This is a genomic window from Streptomyces sp. NPDC052101 (genome assembly GCF_040680235.1).
Lineage (GTDB): Bacteria > Actinomycetota > Actinomycetes > Streptomycetales > Streptomycetaceae > Streptomyces.
In genome coordinates this window covers 18,017-32,300 of sequence record NZ_JBFAWH010000009.1, presented here as the reverse complement: position 1 = coordinate 32,300, position 14,284 = coordinate 18,017, and the positions used below count along the sequence as shown (strand labels likewise).

The 14,284-nt window shown below is 72.3% G+C and carries 14 protein-coding genes; 8 read left to right on the top strand and 6 right to left on the bottom strand.

Annotated features, from left to right (window positions below):
• Positions 1-69: 69 nt before the first annotated feature.
• A complete protein-coding gene (locus AB0L75_RS17800; protein WP_365181782.1) occupies positions 70-1,089 on the top strand; it encodes a hypothetical protein in 1,020 nt (339 codons plus the stop codon).
• Between the two features lie 204 nt (positions 1,090-1,293).
• Positions 1,294-2,448 carry a serine hydrolase domain-containing protein gene (locus tag AB0L75_RS17795; RefSeq protein WP_365181780.1) on the top strand — a complete coding sequence of 385 codons (1,155 nt, stop codon included), beginning with the start codon at positions 1,294-1,296 and terminating at the stop codon, positions 2,446-2,448.
• A 178-nt stretch (positions 2,449-2,626) separates the two neighbouring features.
• On the opposite strand, the gene AB0L75_RS17790 is transcribed toward AB0L75_RS17795, so the two are convergent.
• Both AB0L75_RS17790 and AB0L75_RS17785 read right to left on the bottom strand, forming a co-directional pair.
• Positions 2,627-3,046, bottom strand: a complete 420-nt coding sequence (locus AB0L75_RS17790) for an organic hydroperoxide resistance protein (protein WP_365181778.1) — start codon at positions 3,044-3,046, stop codon at positions 2,627-2,629.
• Positions 3,047-3,155: 109 nt separating this feature from the next.
• The gene (locus AB0L75_RS17785) at positions 3,156-4,208 is read right to left on the bottom strand and encodes an NADP-dependent oxidoreductase (protein WP_365181776.1); all 1,053 of its coding nucleotides are present in this window, start codon (positions 4,206-4,208) and stop codon (positions 3,156-3,158) included.
• A 90-nt stretch (positions 4,209-4,298) separates the two neighbouring features.
• Here AB0L75_RS17785 and AB0L75_RS17780 point away from each other — a divergent pair, with 90 nt between their 5' ends.
• Together AB0L75_RS17780 and AB0L75_RS17775 are read left to right on the top strand one after the other, a co-directional pair.
• Positions 4,299-4,745, top strand: coding sequence for a MarR family transcriptional regulator (locus AB0L75_RS17780; protein ID WP_365181774.1), 447 nt, complete (start codon positions 4,299-4,301; stop codon positions 4,743-4,745).
• 20 nt (positions 4,746-4,765) lie between these two features.
• Positions 4,766-5,587: an EI24 domain-containing protein gene (locus tag AB0L75_RS17775; RefSeq protein ID WP_365181772.1), complete on the top strand. Its 822-nt coding sequence runs from the start codon at positions 4,766-4,768 to the stop codon at positions 5,585-5,587.
• A 44-nt stretch (positions 5,588-5,631) separates the two neighbouring features.
• On the opposite strand, the gene AB0L75_RS17770 is transcribed toward AB0L75_RS17775, so the two are convergent.
• Positions 5,632-6,570 carry a LysR family transcriptional regulator gene (locus AB0L75_RS17770; RefSeq protein WP_365181770.1) on the bottom strand — a complete coding sequence of 313 codons (939 nt, stop codon included), beginning with the start codon at positions 6,568-6,570 and terminating at the stop codon, positions 5,632-5,634.
• Between the two features lie 59 nt (positions 6,571-6,629).
• Here AB0L75_RS17770 and AB0L75_RS17765 point away from each other — a divergent pair, with 59 nt between their 5' ends.
• Positions 6,630-7,469 carry an NAD(P)-dependent oxidoreductase gene (locus tag AB0L75_RS17765; protein WP_365181768.1) on the top strand — a complete coding sequence of 280 codons (840 nt, stop codon included), beginning with the start codon at positions 6,630-6,632 and terminating at the stop codon, positions 7,467-7,469.
• A gap of 10 nt (positions 7,470-7,479) precedes the next feature.
• Entirely contained in the window at positions 7,480-7,866 is a 387-nt protein-coding gene (locus AB0L75_RS17760; RefSeq protein ID WP_365181766.1) for a RidA family protein, read from the top strand.
• 23 nt (positions 7,867-7,889) lie between these two features.
• On the opposite strand, the gene AB0L75_RS17755 is transcribed toward AB0L75_RS17760, so the two are convergent.
• Positions 7,890-8,453: a TetR/AcrR family transcriptional regulator gene (locus AB0L75_RS17755; RefSeq protein ID WP_365181765.1), complete on the bottom strand. Its 564-nt coding sequence runs from the start codon at positions 8,451-8,453 to the stop codon at positions 7,890-7,892.
• A 123-nt stretch (positions 8,454-8,576) separates the two neighbouring features.
• On the opposite strand from AB0L75_RS17755, the gene AB0L75_RS17750 reads away from it, so the two are divergent.
• On the top strand, positions 8,577-11,018 hold the full coding sequence (locus AB0L75_RS17750) for a glycoside hydrolase family 3 C-terminal domain-containing protein (RefSeq protein ID WP_365181763.1): 2,442 nt from the start codon (positions 8,577-8,579) through the stop codon (positions 11,016-11,018).
• A gap of 133 nt (positions 11,019-11,151) precedes the next feature.
• Positions 11,152-12,147: a hypothetical protein gene (locus AB0L75_RS17745; protein ID WP_365181761.1), complete on the top strand. Its 996-nt coding sequence runs from the start codon at positions 11,152-11,154 to the stop codon at positions 12,145-12,147.
• 14 nt (positions 12,148-12,161) lie between these two features.
• Here the strand turns inward: AB0L75_RS17745 and AB0L75_RS17740 are convergent, their stop codons facing one another.
• Together AB0L75_RS17740 and AB0L75_RS17735 are read right to left on the bottom strand one after the other, a co-directional pair.
• Complete coding sequence (locus AB0L75_RS17740; protein WP_365181759.1) at positions 12,162-13,133, bottom strand: aldose epimerase family protein; 972 nt, start codon at positions 13,131-13,133, stop codon at positions 12,162-12,164.
• 24 nt (positions 13,134-13,157) lie between these two features.
• Positions 13,158-14,048 (bottom strand): SGNH/GDSL hydrolase family protein, encoded by an 891-nt coding sequence (locus AB0L75_RS17735; protein WP_365181757.1) that lies wholly within the window; start codon positions 14,046-14,048, stop codon positions 13,158-13,160.
• Between the last annotated feature and the right edge of the window lie 236 nt (positions 14,049-14,284).

Genomic DNA, 14,284 nt, shown 5'->3' with positions numbered 1-14,284 from the left:
CGTGTTCTACGAAACCTTCACAGTGGTGCCTAGGAACCTGACCGATGGGGAATCTAGTCTTCCGGCGTCATGGACTATTGCCACCCGTGCCAACGGCACCTCAACGGCGCCCTGGCCTGCCCCGGGTGCGGAACACCGGCGCGCTCCGCCGTCGAGGCGCCGGCCGCGCACGCCTACGCGGGCACGGGTGAGGCGCCGGGCGGCGCGCCTCAGGCGTACGAGCAGCAGCCGTACGAGCAGCAGCCGTACGGGACCCACGGGTACCGCATCCCCCAGCAGTACGGTCCGGTACAGACCGGGCAGGAGCAGTACGGGCAGGACCAGTACGGGCAGGCACAGCCCGCGCAAGCGGAACCGGAACCGGAGCCGCACGATGGCCCGGAACCGCACGAAGACCCGGAGCCGTACGAGGACCCCGAACTGCACGAGGGTGCGGAGCACGCGTCCGCGTCCCAGTACGAGTCCGCGTCCGAGCACGAGTCCGCGTCCGAGCGCGACGGCGAGCCCGGCGGCCGGGCGGCCCGGCGCAGGGGGCGCGCCTCCGCCACCGTGAGCCCCGCCGAAGCCGACGCCAGCCGCCGTGACCGCAAGGCCGCCGCGCACCGGCGCCGACGCCGCCGTACCCTGCTGATCACCGCGGGGTTCGTGCTGGCCGCGGGCGGCCTCAGCTTCGCCGAACTCGGCACGGACGCGCCCTTCTCGCCCTTCTCCAGCGGCCGGCCGGACACCCCGGGGGCCGCCGGGCCCGACGGCGGTGCGTCCTCCGCGTCCCCCGGCGCCACGGCCGACCCGGCCTCCGACACCTCCGGCGTGACCCCGGGCGCCTCCAAGGCCGCCTCCCCGGGCGCCTCGGCCTCCGCGTCCGCCACCAAGGACCCGAAGGACAAGCACTCCAAGTCGCCCGGCGCCAAGGACACCGAAAGCTCGCGGCAGACCGGCTCGACCGGCTCCGGTGCCACCACCACTCCGGTGACCCCGGCCCACTCCCGGCCCGCCGGCACCCCGACCAGCGCCCCGACGACGTCCGCTCCGTCCCCGGCGCCTTCGCCCACCAAGCCCTGCACCCGGTTCCTGTGGTGGTGCACCTGAGCCGGTGGCGCATCTGAGCCCTGCCGCGCGCTCGCGCGCCACCTCGCGCCATCCGCCATCCGGGGCAGCGATGACACCCGCGGGCGCTCAGGGCGGTTGAGTCGAACAGGTCCGTCGCGCCGTACCGGTCTCGGGAACGTCCGGAGCGGGAACGGGCGTTGTGCTGAGGGGGAGCGGCGAAAGCGGCTCGGTTGAGGAGAGCGGATGACGCAGCAGATCACCGTCCACGGCACGGTCGTCGCGGGCTTCGAGGCGGTGCGCGAGGAGTTCGCCGCCTTCGTGGCCGCCGCACGGGACGACTACGAGGGCCAGTTGTGTGCCTATGTGCGCGGGCGGCGGGTCGTCGACCTGTGGGCGGGCGCGGAGGCGGACTCGCTGTACGGCGTGTTCTCGTCCACCAAGGGAGCCGCGCATCTGGTGGTCGCCCTCCTGGTGCAGGACGGCACACTGGAGCTGGACCGCAAAGTGACGTACTACTGGCCCGAGTTCGGCGCCGAGGGCAAGGGCGCGGTGACTCTCCGGGAGCTGCTGGCGCACAGAGCGGGCCTGGTCGGGATCGACGCCGGGTTCTCCGCCGAGGAGATGGCCGACGACCGCGCGATGGCGGAACGGCTCGCCGGCCAGAAGCCGTTCTGGCGGCCGGGAACCGCTTTCGGCTATCACGCGCTGGTCATCGGCGCGCTCACCGGAGAGGTGGTCCGCCGGGCCACGGGCCGAACCCTCCAGGAGGTGTACGAGGAACGGGTGCGCGCACCGTACGGCACGGACTTCTTCCTCGGCCTGCCCGCGCCCCAGGAAGCCCGTTTCCGCCCGGTCCAGCCGATGCTCCCGACCCCCGGGCAGCAGGCCCTGCTGGACGCCCGGCCGGCCGGCCCGCACACCCTGGCCTCGATCGCCTTCAACACCCATGTCCCGGAGCCGGGCACGCCGGCGGACTACGTCAACTCCCGTCTCGTACGGGCCAAGGGACCGGCGTCGGCGGGCGGCGTCGCCTCCGCGCGGGGCCTCGCCAAGATGTACGCGGCGGCGATCAGCGAGCTGGACGAGCGGCCGCCGCTGCTGAAGCCGGACACGGTGGCCGAGGTGGGCCAGATCCACTCCGTCGGCTACGACCTGGTGGCCCGCGCCCACAAGTCGTACGGCCTGGGCTTCCAGGCGACCGCGGACATGTGGCACCCGGTCCTGGGTGCCGGCGCCTTCGGCCACAGCGGCGCGGGCGGCTCCCAGGCCTTCGCCGACCCCCGCACCGGCCTGGCCTACGGCTACACGCGCCGCCGCATGGCATTTCCGGGTGGGGCGGCCCCGGAGAACGACAGTTTCGTGCGCGTGCTGCACCGGGCGGCGCTGACCACCGACTGAGGGTCGCCTCCGCAGCAGAGGACGAGTGGACCTACCCAAGGGGCGCGGGGAACTGCGCGAGCAACCACAGACAACCCGCACTCGGAATCCGGCCGCACCCGGCACCCACCCCCCGGCCGAAAAAGAGACCGCACCCCACGTCCAAGGGTGCGGCCTCCGCTGTCTGAAACGACGACTGTCAGACCAACGTCACGCTGATGTTTCCCCGTGTCGCCTTCGAGTACGGGCACACCTGGTGAGCCTTCTCGACCAGTTCCCGGGCCACCTCGGCGGAAACGCCCGGAATGCTCGCCGAGATCTCCACGATGATCCCGAACCCGTCGTCGTTCTTGCCGATCCCGACCTTCGCGGTGACGGTCGATCCGGAGACGTCGGCCCCCTCCTGCCGGGCGACGACCCCCAGCGCGCCCTGGAAGCAGGCGGAGTACCCGGCGGCGAACAGCTGCTCCGGGTTGGTCCCGGACCCGCTGCCGCCCATTTCCTTCGGCGGGTTGACGACGACGTCGATTCGGCCGTCATCCGTGGCGACCCGGCCGTCCCGGCCGTTCTCGGCGGTGGCGACGGCGGTGTACACGACATCGGACTGCGTGATGGGCATGCGGTTGTCTTCCTCCTCGGTCCGCCGCGACTCGCGCCCACGATCGACGACGGATTTCGGAAAGAAGTTACCGCATGCCGGAAACGCCAGGGAAGGGCTCGCCCGAGCCTCAGAGCTTGACGATCATCTTTCCGATGTTGTCGCCCCGCAGGACCCCGAGGAACGCCTCCAGGGTGTTCTCGATGCCCTCGACGACCGTCTCGCGGTACTGCAGCTCGCCCGAGGCGACCCACGGCCCGACCTTCTGGACGAACTCCGGCTGCAGGTCGTAGTGGTCGCCGACGAGGAAGCCCTCGATACGGCCCCGGGTCTGGATCAGCCGGGCGAGGTTCCTCGGGCCGGGCGCGGGCTCGGTGTTGTTGTAGACCGAGATCATGCCGCAGACGGCGATACGGCCACCCTGGTTGAGCGAGCCGATGGCCGCTTCCAGGTGGTCCCCGCCGACGTTGTCGAAGTACACGTCGATGCCGTCGGGCGCGGCCTCGCGCAGCTGCTCGGCGACCGGGCCGTTCTTGTAGTTGAACGCGGCGTCGAAGCCGTACTCCTCGACCAGCAGCTTGACCTTCTCGTCGGAGCCGGCCGAGCCGATGACCCGTGAGGCGCCCAGGAGCTTGGCGAGCTGGCCGACCTCGCTGCCCACGGCACCCGCGGCGCCGGAGACGAAGACGACGTCGCCCTCCTTGAAGGAGGCCGTGCGCAGCAGGCCGGCGTACGCCGTCAGGCCGGTCATGCCGAGGACGCCGAGGAACGCCGACAGCGGTACGTCCTGCGCCTCGACCTTCGCGGACGGCACGGCCGTCGGGCCCACCTTGACGGCGTGCTTCGCGTCCAGGGCCGCGTACTCGCGCCAGCCGAAGAAGTGCAGGACGTGGTCGCCGGGCTCCAGGCCCTCGGCGTTGGAGGCGATCACCTCGCCGACCGCGCCGCCCTGCATGACCTTGCCCAGCTCGAAGGGGGCGGCGTAGGACTTCGCGGCACTCATACGGCCGCGCATGTACGGGTCGACGGAGAGGTACTTGTTGCGTACGAGCACCTGGCCCTCGCCGAGGGCCGGGACCGGGGCCTCGACGAGGGCGAAGTCCTCGGGCTTGGGCCAGCCGACGGGGCGGCTGAGCAGGTGCCACTCACGGTTGACGGTGGGGAGCGCGGGGGACTCGGACATGATGCCGACCTTCCTCAAATACTTCAGAACCTGAAACAACCCTGCACCTGAATATTTCAGGATGTCAAGTAACCGGGTATCCTGGACGGCATGTCACCCACGCCCAGCCCCGCCCAGCCCCCCCGCGCCGACGCCCTCACCCTGGAGGTCGTCGAGCTGATCGGTGACGTCGTGGCCCGCTTCTACGCGGACTACGAGAAGGCGGCGGGCGAGCACACGCTGACCGGACCGCAGGCCCGGCTGCTCAGCCTGCTCTCGCTGGAACCGCTTCCCATGCGCAAGCTGGCGCACAAGCTGAAGTGCGAGCCGTCCAACGTCACCGGGATCGTGGACCGCCTGGAATCCCGCGGCCTGGTGGAGCGCCGCCCCGACCCGGCCGACCGCCGGGTGAAGGTGGCCGCCGCCACCGAGGACGGTCTGCGCGTCGCCCGTGACCTGCGCGAGGGTCTCCACTTCGCCCGCGAGCCGCTCGCCGGCCTTTCGGCGGACGAGCGCCGCAGCCTGCGCGACCTGCTGCGCAGGATGCTGGCCGACTGAGAGTCGGTAAAGTTCCGGTCATGCGCGATCTCGGGGTGGGATTCCGCCATCTGCTGGAGGGCCAGCGCTGGATGGCCCGGCACGGCCGCCAGTACGGCTTCGGGCTGCTGCCCGGCCTGATCACCCTGGTCCTCTACGCGGCGGCGCTGATCGCGCTCGCCGTGTGGGGCGAGTCCGCGGTCAGCTGGGCGACCCCGTTCGCCGACGACTGGTCCAGCCCCTGGCAGGGCCTGTTCCGCGGGTTCCTCACGGCCGTCCTGTTCGCCCTCGGCCTGCTGCTGTCGGTGCTGACGTTCACGGCGGTCACCCTGCTGGTCGGCCAGCCCTTCTACGAGAACCTGTCGGAGCGGGTCGACGCCGACGTCTCGCCCGACGGCACCGCCCCGGCCTCGCCGCTGCCGCTCTGGCGCGAGCTGTGGATCTCCGGCCGCGACAGCCTGCGCGTCCTGGTCCGCGCCGGCCTGTGGGGCGTACTCCTCTTCGCCCTCGGCTTCCTGCCCGTCGTCGGCCAGACCGCCGTCCCCGTGCTCGGCTTCTTCGTCACGGGTTTCTTCCTCACCGAGGAACTGACCGCCGTGGCCCTCCAGCGCCGGGGCGTCGAACTGCGCGCCCGCCTCACCCTGCTCCGCTCCCGCAAGCCCCTGGCCTGGGGCTTCGGCGCCCCCCTCGGCCTGGCCTTCCTGATCCCGTTCGTCGCGGTGTTCCTGATGCCGGGCGCGGTGGCGGGCGCGACCCTGCTCGCGCGTGACCTGCTGGGGGAGGAGAGCGCCGACGACTTCGAGCCGGACGACTCCCAGCCGGACGACTCCGGGCCCGACGCCGCCCCAACCGCGCCGCGGTAGCGACGCCGCGACGCCGCGACGCCGGGCGCCCGTGCGGCACCGGCTCAGACGGGGATCCGCGCCGCCGCCTCACGCAGGGTCGCCACGAAGGCCCGGACCGCCGCCGTCAGCGAGCGCCCCCGGGCCGTCGCCGCGTACACCGCGCGCGGCGGGGCGTCCTCGGGGTGCACCCGCAGCAGGGCCACGTCCGGCCGTACGGACGTGGCCGCCAGCGCCGGGACCAGGGTGACGCCGAGGCCGGCGGCGACGTATCCCTGCTTGGCGGTCCACTCGGCGACGACATGGGCGACGCGCGGCCGGAACCCCTGCCGCACGGCCGCGTCGAGGAGGGTGCCCTCGGGCCGTGTGCTGCCGGCGATCCAGTCGTCGTCGGCGAGCCGGCCCAGCCGCACCGGCCCGTCGGTCGCGGCGAGCGGATGACCGGCGGGCACGGCGACGTAGAGGGTCTCGTCGAGGAGGTGGTGCAGCGAGTACGCCTCCAGCGGGGCGCGGCCGGTCGTCGAGACCACGGCGAGGTCGAGATGACCGGCCGTCAGCCGGTCCAGCAGGGCGGGGGAGAGGCCCTCCTCGCGCGAGACGCGGACGCGGGGATGGCGGGTGTGGAAGGCGGCCAGCGCCTGCGGGACGAGCGCCGCGTCCGCCGTCGCGAACGCGCCGAACCGCAGCCGCCCGCCCGCCGCCGTGCGCAGCTCGGCCAGCTCGCGCGCGGCGCCGCGCAGCGAGTCGGTGACGGACTCGGCGTGCGGCACCAGGGCCCGGCCGGCCTCGGTGAGCCGTACGCCCCGCGGCAGCCGGTCGAAGAGCGGACCGCCGCCGAGGGCCTGCTCCAGGGAGGAGATCTGCCGGGACACCGCGGACTGGGTCCAGCCCAGCGTCCGCGCGGCCACGGTGAACGACCCGTGCCGGGCGACCTCGAGGAACACCCGCAGCCAGACGGTGGACAGATCCGGGAACTCGGGCTCGACGGCATGCGATATCGGCATGTCAGCGATGCTAGACATTCGCTTGTCGCATCGCATCCTCCGGTCCTAGCGTCGACGGCATGCAGAAGAAGCAGAAGACGGAGAAGAAGCAGAGGATCGCCTTTCTGGGACTGGGCCACATGGGTGCCCCCATGGCCCGCCGGCTGCTCGCGGCCGGTCACCCGCTGACCGTCTGGAACCGCACCCCGGCCCGGGCCGAGCCGCTCGTCGCCGAGGGCGCCGCGCTCGCCGCGTCACCCGCCGCAGCCGTCCAGGGCGCCGACGTCGTGATCACCATGCTCGCCGGACCCGAGGCGCTCACCGCCGTCACCGACGCCGTCGCACCGGAGCTGCGGCCGGGCACGACCTGGATCGAGATGTCCACCGTCGGACCGGACGCCGTGCGGGAGCTGGCCGGGCGGCTGAAGGACGGGATCGCCCTCGTCGACGCGCCGGTCATGGGCAGCACGGACCGGGCCGCCGAGGGCACGCTCGGCATCCTCGCGGGCGGGGACGCGGACGCCGTGGACCAGGTCCTCGCGCACCTCGGCACGGTCACCCGCACCGGCCCCCTCGGCTCGGGCGCGGCCCTCAAACTCGTCGTCAACACGGCGGTGATCGGTGGCGTCGGCCTCGTCGCCGAGGCGCTGCGGCTCGCCGCCGCGCTGGGTCTCGACGACGGCACCGCCCGGGACGCCCTCGGCGCGGGCCCGCTCGGCGGGGCGGTCGCCCGCGCCTTCGCCGACGGGGTGCACTTCACGACCGACCTGGCCGTGAAGGACCTGCGGATCGCCGCGGGTGCCGCCGAACTACCGGTCACCGCAGCGGTGTTGGAGCACTTCCGGCAGGCCGCCGAGGACCCCGAGCTGGCCGGCGCCGACATCAGCCGGGCCGCCACCCGCATCATCCATGCCGCCTGAAGGACTCCCCGTGCAGATCACCCTGGACAGCCCCGCCTCCGCGCCGCAGCCCGCCTCCCCCTACTACTCCCAGGTCGCCCGCGTCGAACACGCCGACGGCAGCGCCCTGTTGTTCCTCTCGGGCCAGATCGCCGAGGGGGCGACACTGGCCGAGCAGACCCGGGGCGTCTTCGAGACGATCGACGCCCTGCTGAAGGCGCACGGCGCGGGCCTCGCGGACATCATCAACATCCGTACGTACCTGACGGACATCGGCAAGCTCGACGAATACGGTGCCGTACGACGGCAGTTCCTGACCGGCACCCCGCCGACCAGCATGACCTTCGAAGTGCCGCGGCTGTTCCTCCCCGAGGCCCAGGTGGAGGTGGAGGTCGTGGCGGCCGTACGGCCCGCGTAGCCCCCGTCACGGCCGGGTGACCCTCAGTCCACCGGCTCACCCAGCAGCCGCAGGAAGTCCCGGAACGCTCCCGGCATGTCCACCGACTCCGGGTCCAGCAGCCATTGGTACTGCAACCCGTCCATGACGGCGACGAGCAGGGGGGCGGTCCGCTCCGGGGTGAGGCCGTTCGGCAGCCGCTCCCCGTACTCCGCGCGCAGCACCGCCGTCATGGACTCCCGGACCCGGGCGTACCGTTCGGTGAAGTAGGAGCGCGCCGGGTGGTCCTCCGTCACGCTCTCGCCGAGCAGTGCCGAGAAGGTCTGGATGATCGCCGGGCGCATGGCGTTGTACTCGACCAGGGAGGCCAGCAGGTCGAGCCGCCACTGCGTGTCCGGCACCGCGTCCCATCGGTCCCGCTCCTGCAACACGGCCACCAGCAGTGCGTCCTTGGTGGGGAAGTGGTGCAGCAGACCCTGCTGGGTGAGACCGACCCGCTCCGCCACGGCGGCCAGGCTCGCCCCCCGGTAACCGCGCTCGGCGATCACCTCAAGTGCGGCCCCGACGATCTCCGCGCGCCGCTCCTCGCTCCTGACCCTCGCGTTCATGACATCAAGCTACGGCATCCACCTCGCGTGAATATAACGTGAACATAACGAAACCTACCCGTCTACAGGTTACGGATGCACGATGGGAGACACCTGCACGCACTGCTACGAGGAGGCACCGCGATGGCGGGATCCCAGCCCACCCCGGCCGACACGGCCCGCGAGGCGGTCGTCGAGGACGCCCTCGGCGCGCTCGGCCTCGACGCCAAGACGCGGCTGCTGGCCGGCCAGGACATGTGGACCCTGCCCGCCCTGCCGGAGATCGGCCTGAAGCCCCTCGTCATGTCCGACGGCCCGATCGGCGTCCGGGGCGTGCGCTGGACCGCGGACGACCCCTCCGTCGCCCTGCCCTCGCCGACCGCCCTCGCCGCCACCTGGGACCCCCAACTCGCCCGCCGGGCAGGCGTGCTGCTCGCCCAGGAAGCCCGGCGCAAGGGCGTCCATGTGCTGCTCGCGCCCACGGTCAACCTGCACCGCTCCCCGCTCGGCGGACGGCACTTCGAGTGCTACAGCGAGGACCCGTACCTGACCGGTGCCATCGGCACCGGTTACGTGTCCGGTGTGCAGTCCGGCGGCGTCGCCACCACCGTCAAGCACTTCGTCGCCAACGACGCCGAGACCGACCGCTTCACGGTGAACAACGTGGTCTCCGAACGCGCTCTGCGCGAGCTGTACCTCGCCCCCTTCGAGGCCATCGTCGAGAACGCCCGCCCCTGGGGCATCATGACCGCCTACAACTCGGTCAACGGCACGACGATGACCGAGCACCACCACCTGGTCAACGAGGTCCTGCGCGGCGAATGGGGCTTCGACGGCTTCAACGTCTCCGACTGGATGGCCGCCCGGGACACCGTCGGTGACATCAACGGTGGCCTGGACGTGGCCATGCCCGGGCCGCGCACCGTCTACGGCGCGGCCCTCGCGCGGGCCGTCCGGGACGGCGAGGTCGCCGAAGCCACCGTCGACGCGGCGGTACGACGGGTCCTGCGGCTCGCCGCCCGCGTCGGGATCCTCGACGGTGCCGAACCCGCCGTCACCGAACCGCCCGCGCCCGTCGACGGCGAGGCGCTCGCCCGCGAGATCGCCCGCCGCTCCTTCGTCCTCGTCCGCAACGAGAACGCCGCCCTGCCCCTGCGGCCGAACGGCACGGTGGCCCTGATCGGCGCCGCCGCCCGCGACGCCCGTGTCCTCGGCGGCGGCTCGGCCACCGTCTTCCCGGCCCGGATCGTCTCCCCGCTGGACGGCCTCACCGCCGCACTCCCCGAAGGCACGCTCAGCTACGCGGTGGGCGCCGACCCGGCCACCGAACTCGCCGTCGCCGACCGGGGATTCACGCTCGAAGCGGTCTGCCGCGACGCCGGCGGCACCGTCATCGGCCGCCGCTCCGCCCCGGGCGGCCTGATCCAGTGGATGGGCTCGGACCTCCCCGACGGCGTCACCCACGACACGCTCCACACCGTGGAGCTGACCGGCACCTTCACTCCCCGCGAGTCCGGCCCGCACACCTTCGGCATCAAGGGCATGGGCCTCTTCACCCTCACCGTCGACGGCACCACGTACTTCGACGACGTCCAGCGCCCCGGCAAGGAGGACCCTTTCGAGGCCTTCTTCGGCGCCCCCGTGCCCCGCGCCCAGGCGGAACTCACCGCCGGCCGGCCGGTCGACGTCTCCCTCACCCACGTCGTCCAGCTCCCCGACGACATCCCCATGACGGTCATCACCTTCGCCCTCGCCTACGCCGCCCCGCAGCGCGACCCCGATGAGCTGATCGCCGAGGCCGTCGAGGCGGCGCGCACCGCCGACACGGCCGTCGTCATGGTCGCCACCACCGACCGCGTCGAGTCCGAGGGCTTCGACCGCGCCGACCTGAGGCTCCCCGGCCGCCAGGACGACCTGGTCCGCGCGGTCGCCGCCGCCAACCCCCGCACGGTCGTGGTCGTCAACTCCGGCTCCCCGGTGGAACTGCCCTGGCGCGAGGACGTGGCCGCCGTACTGCTCGGCTGGTTCCCCGGCCAGGAGGGCGGCGCCGCACTCGCCGACGTCCTCACCGGCGCCCACGAGCCCGGCGGCCGGCTCCCCACCACCTGGGGCTCCCTCGCCGACGCCCCGGTCACCCAGGTCACTCCCCGCGACGGTGAACTCCCTTACTCTGAGGGCGTGTTCATCGGCCACCGCGCCTGGGAGAAGGCCGGCCGCACCCCGGCGTACCCGTTCGGCCACGGCCTCGGCTACACCGACTGGGCCTACGAGTCCCTGGACATCGACGGCACCACCGTCAGCGTCCGCCTCCGCAACACCGGCGACCGCCCCGGCCGGGAAGTCGTCCAGGTCTATGTCTCCCCGGCCGAGCCCGACCCCGAGCGCCCGGCCCGGCTGCTGGCCGGCTTCGCCTCCGCCGAGGCCGGTCCCGGCGAGAGCGTCGAGGTGAGCGTCGCCCTGCCGCGCCGCGTCTTCGAGATCTGGGACGAGAAGGCGAAGGCGTGGGCGTATGTGAAGGGTTCGTACGAGATCGCCGCCGGACGCTCGATCGCGGACCGCGGGCTCACCGCGCCTATTAACGTCTGATCCGGGACAAGTCCCCCACGAGCAGCCCCGGTCCGGGACCTGACCCCTGGACCGGGGCTCGTGGCGTCCGGGGCGGTATGGCAGACTCCCGGGCCGCGAGTACCGGAGACACCGGGTACGGGGGAGAGAGATCGTGTATCCAGGCCAGCCACAACAGCCGGGTCCGTACGGGCCGCAACAGCCGGGTTCCCACGGCCCCCAGCAGCCGCCGGCACCGGGACCGTACGGCCAGCAGCCGCAGTACGCGCAACCGCAGTACCAGCAGCCGTATGCGCCTCAACAGCCGTATCCGCAGCAGCCCTACGCCCCGCAGCAGCCGTATCCGCCGCCGCAGCAGCCGTATCCGCCGCAGGGATATCCGCAGCAGCCGTACCCCCAGCAGCCCTACCCCCCTCAGCAGACCGCCCCCCAGCCGCCCGGCCAGCACGTCGGTGAGGGCCGGATGCGGCTGGATCCCAACCTCACGCCGGACCAGCGCGATCTGGTGCTGAAGATCCAGGCGAAGGCCAAGCCCATGGCCTACGGCATGGTCCTCGGCCTCCCGCTCACCTTCGGCGGCGTCCACTACGGCATCACGCAGAAGCCCCTCGGATTCGTCGCGGCCCTCGCCGGACTGGGCCTGCTGGCCTTCGGTGTCCTCTCGCTGCTGCAGATGCAGGGCCTCAAGCGGCAGCTGCGGCTCATCACGGCGGACGCCTGGCGTTCCCCGGCCGCGCATCTGCCCGGTGCCCGCAAGGCCGCCACACAGGCCGCCTATCTCAACGGCCTGCTGGTCCTGCTGTCCCTGGCCGCCACCGGCTATCTGCTCTACAAGGGCGCCGGCTGGGGCGCGTACGGCAACTCCTTCGGCTTCGGGGCGCTGATGACCGCCGCCGCCCTGCCCTTCGGCATGGCGCTGGCCGCCGCGACCACCATTCCGCAGCTGCTCCAGGTGATCCCGGCGGGTGCGAAGGTCGGACGGAGCCTGTACTCGATCATCTTCGTGCTGGCCACGACGGTGACGGGGGAGGGCATCAAGGGCATGGACTTCCCCGGCATCGCGATCGGCGGCTCCGCGCTGCTGATCTGCGGTGGCGCGATGTCCCTGCTGGGCAAGGCGGCCAAGCGGATGCGCGGCGAGACCGCCTAGCGGACCCAGTCCGCTCAGCGAACCGAGAAGCCGTACACCGTCTCCGAGCGGAACACCTCCCCCGGCCGCAGCACCGTGCTCGGGAATTCCGGCCGGTTCGGTGAGTCCGGGAAGTGCTGGGCCTCCAGGGCGATGCCGTCGGCCGGGGCGAACGGCTCGGTCAGATGGTCGGCGGTGTACAGCTGGAGGCCCGGTTCGGTCGTCGAGATCGTCAGGGTGCGGCCCGAGGCCGGGTCGTGCAGCTCGGCGACCTGCTCCGGGGTGCCGGTCACGCCCTTGTCCAGGACGAAGTTGTGGTCGTAGCCCGCGCCGACCTTGCGGGAGGCGCGGAAGTCGAAGCGGGAGCCGCTCACGTCCGCGAGGGCGCCCGTCGGGATCAGGTCCGTGTCGACCGGGGTGAAGCGGGAGGCGGCGAGCCGCAGTTCGTGCCCGCCCGCATGGCCCGCGCCGGCCAGGTTGAAGTAGCTGTGCTGGGTGAGGTTGATCACGGTCGGCGCGTCCGTGACCGCCTCGTACGCGATCCGCAGCGCCCCGGAGGCGTCCAGCGTGTACGTCGCCGCCACCTCCAGCCGGCCCGGGAAGCCCTCCTCGCCGTGCGGGCTCACCCGGCTCAGCCGTACCCCGTCCGCGACGGGCTCCGCCTCCCACACCCGCTTGTCGAAACCGCGCCCGCCGCCGTGCAGGGAGTTCGGGCCGCTGTTCGGCTCCAGGGCGTGGACCGCGCCGTCCAGCGGGAAGCGGGCGTGCGCGATCCGGTTGGCGTACCGTCCGACCAGGGCGCCGAAGTACGGCTCCGGGTGCGCGAGATAGCCGTCCAGGCCGGCGAACCCCAGCACCACGTCGGCCGTCCGGCCCTCCCGGTCCGGCACTCGGACCGAGCGCACGATCCCGCCGTACGTCAGGACCTCGACCCGGGTCCCGGCCCGCTCCAGTGTCCAGCGGTGCACCTCGGAGCCGTCGGGAAGTGTGCCGAAAAGTTCGCTCATGTGGAAAACATAGGCGATCAGTGGCTAGCCCTCCGGACGGGCCGCGGTGATCGTCCGGTACGCGATCGCCGCGAGCCGGGCCTGACCGTCCTTGCTGGGATGGAACCAGTCCCAGTGGCTGAGCTGGTCCGTGTCGAAGCGGTAGTCGTAGACCGCGCCCCCGTCGAAGCGGCAGCGGCGGTCCTTGGCGCAGACCTCCTTCAGCACCTTGTTGTACTCCAGCACCCGCTGCTGCACCTGGTCCCGGCGCCCCACGGCCGCGCCGGTCAGATCGTCCGCGTCGGACAGCATCGACGGGCAGATGCCGAGCTTCCACACCTGCTTGCCCAGCGGATTGGTCCGCCCCTGCGACCACAGCCGCTTAAGATTCGGCACGCTCGCCACGTACACCTGTGCCTTCGGCCGCGCCGAGCGCAGCGCGTGCAGCGCCTCCTCGAAGTCCGTGCGGAAGTCGGCCGGCGAGGTCATCGCGGACGCCGAGGCCCGGCAGGCGTCGTTCGCGCCCACCATCACCGTCACCAACTGCGGGTCGCGCGCCGCCGCCTGGGACATCTGCTCCGGCAGGTCCGCCATCCGGGCGCCGGTCACCGCGTAGTTCCAGCTGCGCTCCGCCGCGCCCGCCACTCCCAGCAGGCGCACCGCCAGGCTGTCGACCTTCGCGTCGCTGCCCGTCGCCCATGACACCTCGGGGCAGTCCGACAGCACCATGCACGCGTCGAAGCCGCGTGTGATGGAGTCGCCGACCGCGGCGATGGAGTCCGGGCTGCGGTTCCACAGCGGCACCGGTCTGTCCGCGTGCGCCTTGCTGCCCTTGGGCGCGGGTGAACTGCCGCCCGCGTCGCATCCGGCGAGGCCCAGCACGGCGGCCGCCACGAAGACGAGAGCCGCCCGAACTTGGCTGCTTCGCTTCCGCATCCCCTGATGATCCCCTCGTCGTCGAATCCGGTGGTGTGCAATCCGGTGGTGTGGAATCCGATGGTGTTGATCCGATGGTGTTGATCCGATGGTTACGGTGCTTCCTTCCATAACAACGTGCGAGGGTTCCCGACCCGGCGCCTTGGAACGGACCACCCCCGTACAAGCGTCCCCCTGGGTGAATGGCGGAGGTTTCCTGGCAGCGGGACCGACGGTACGTCACACTCCTTGCACCG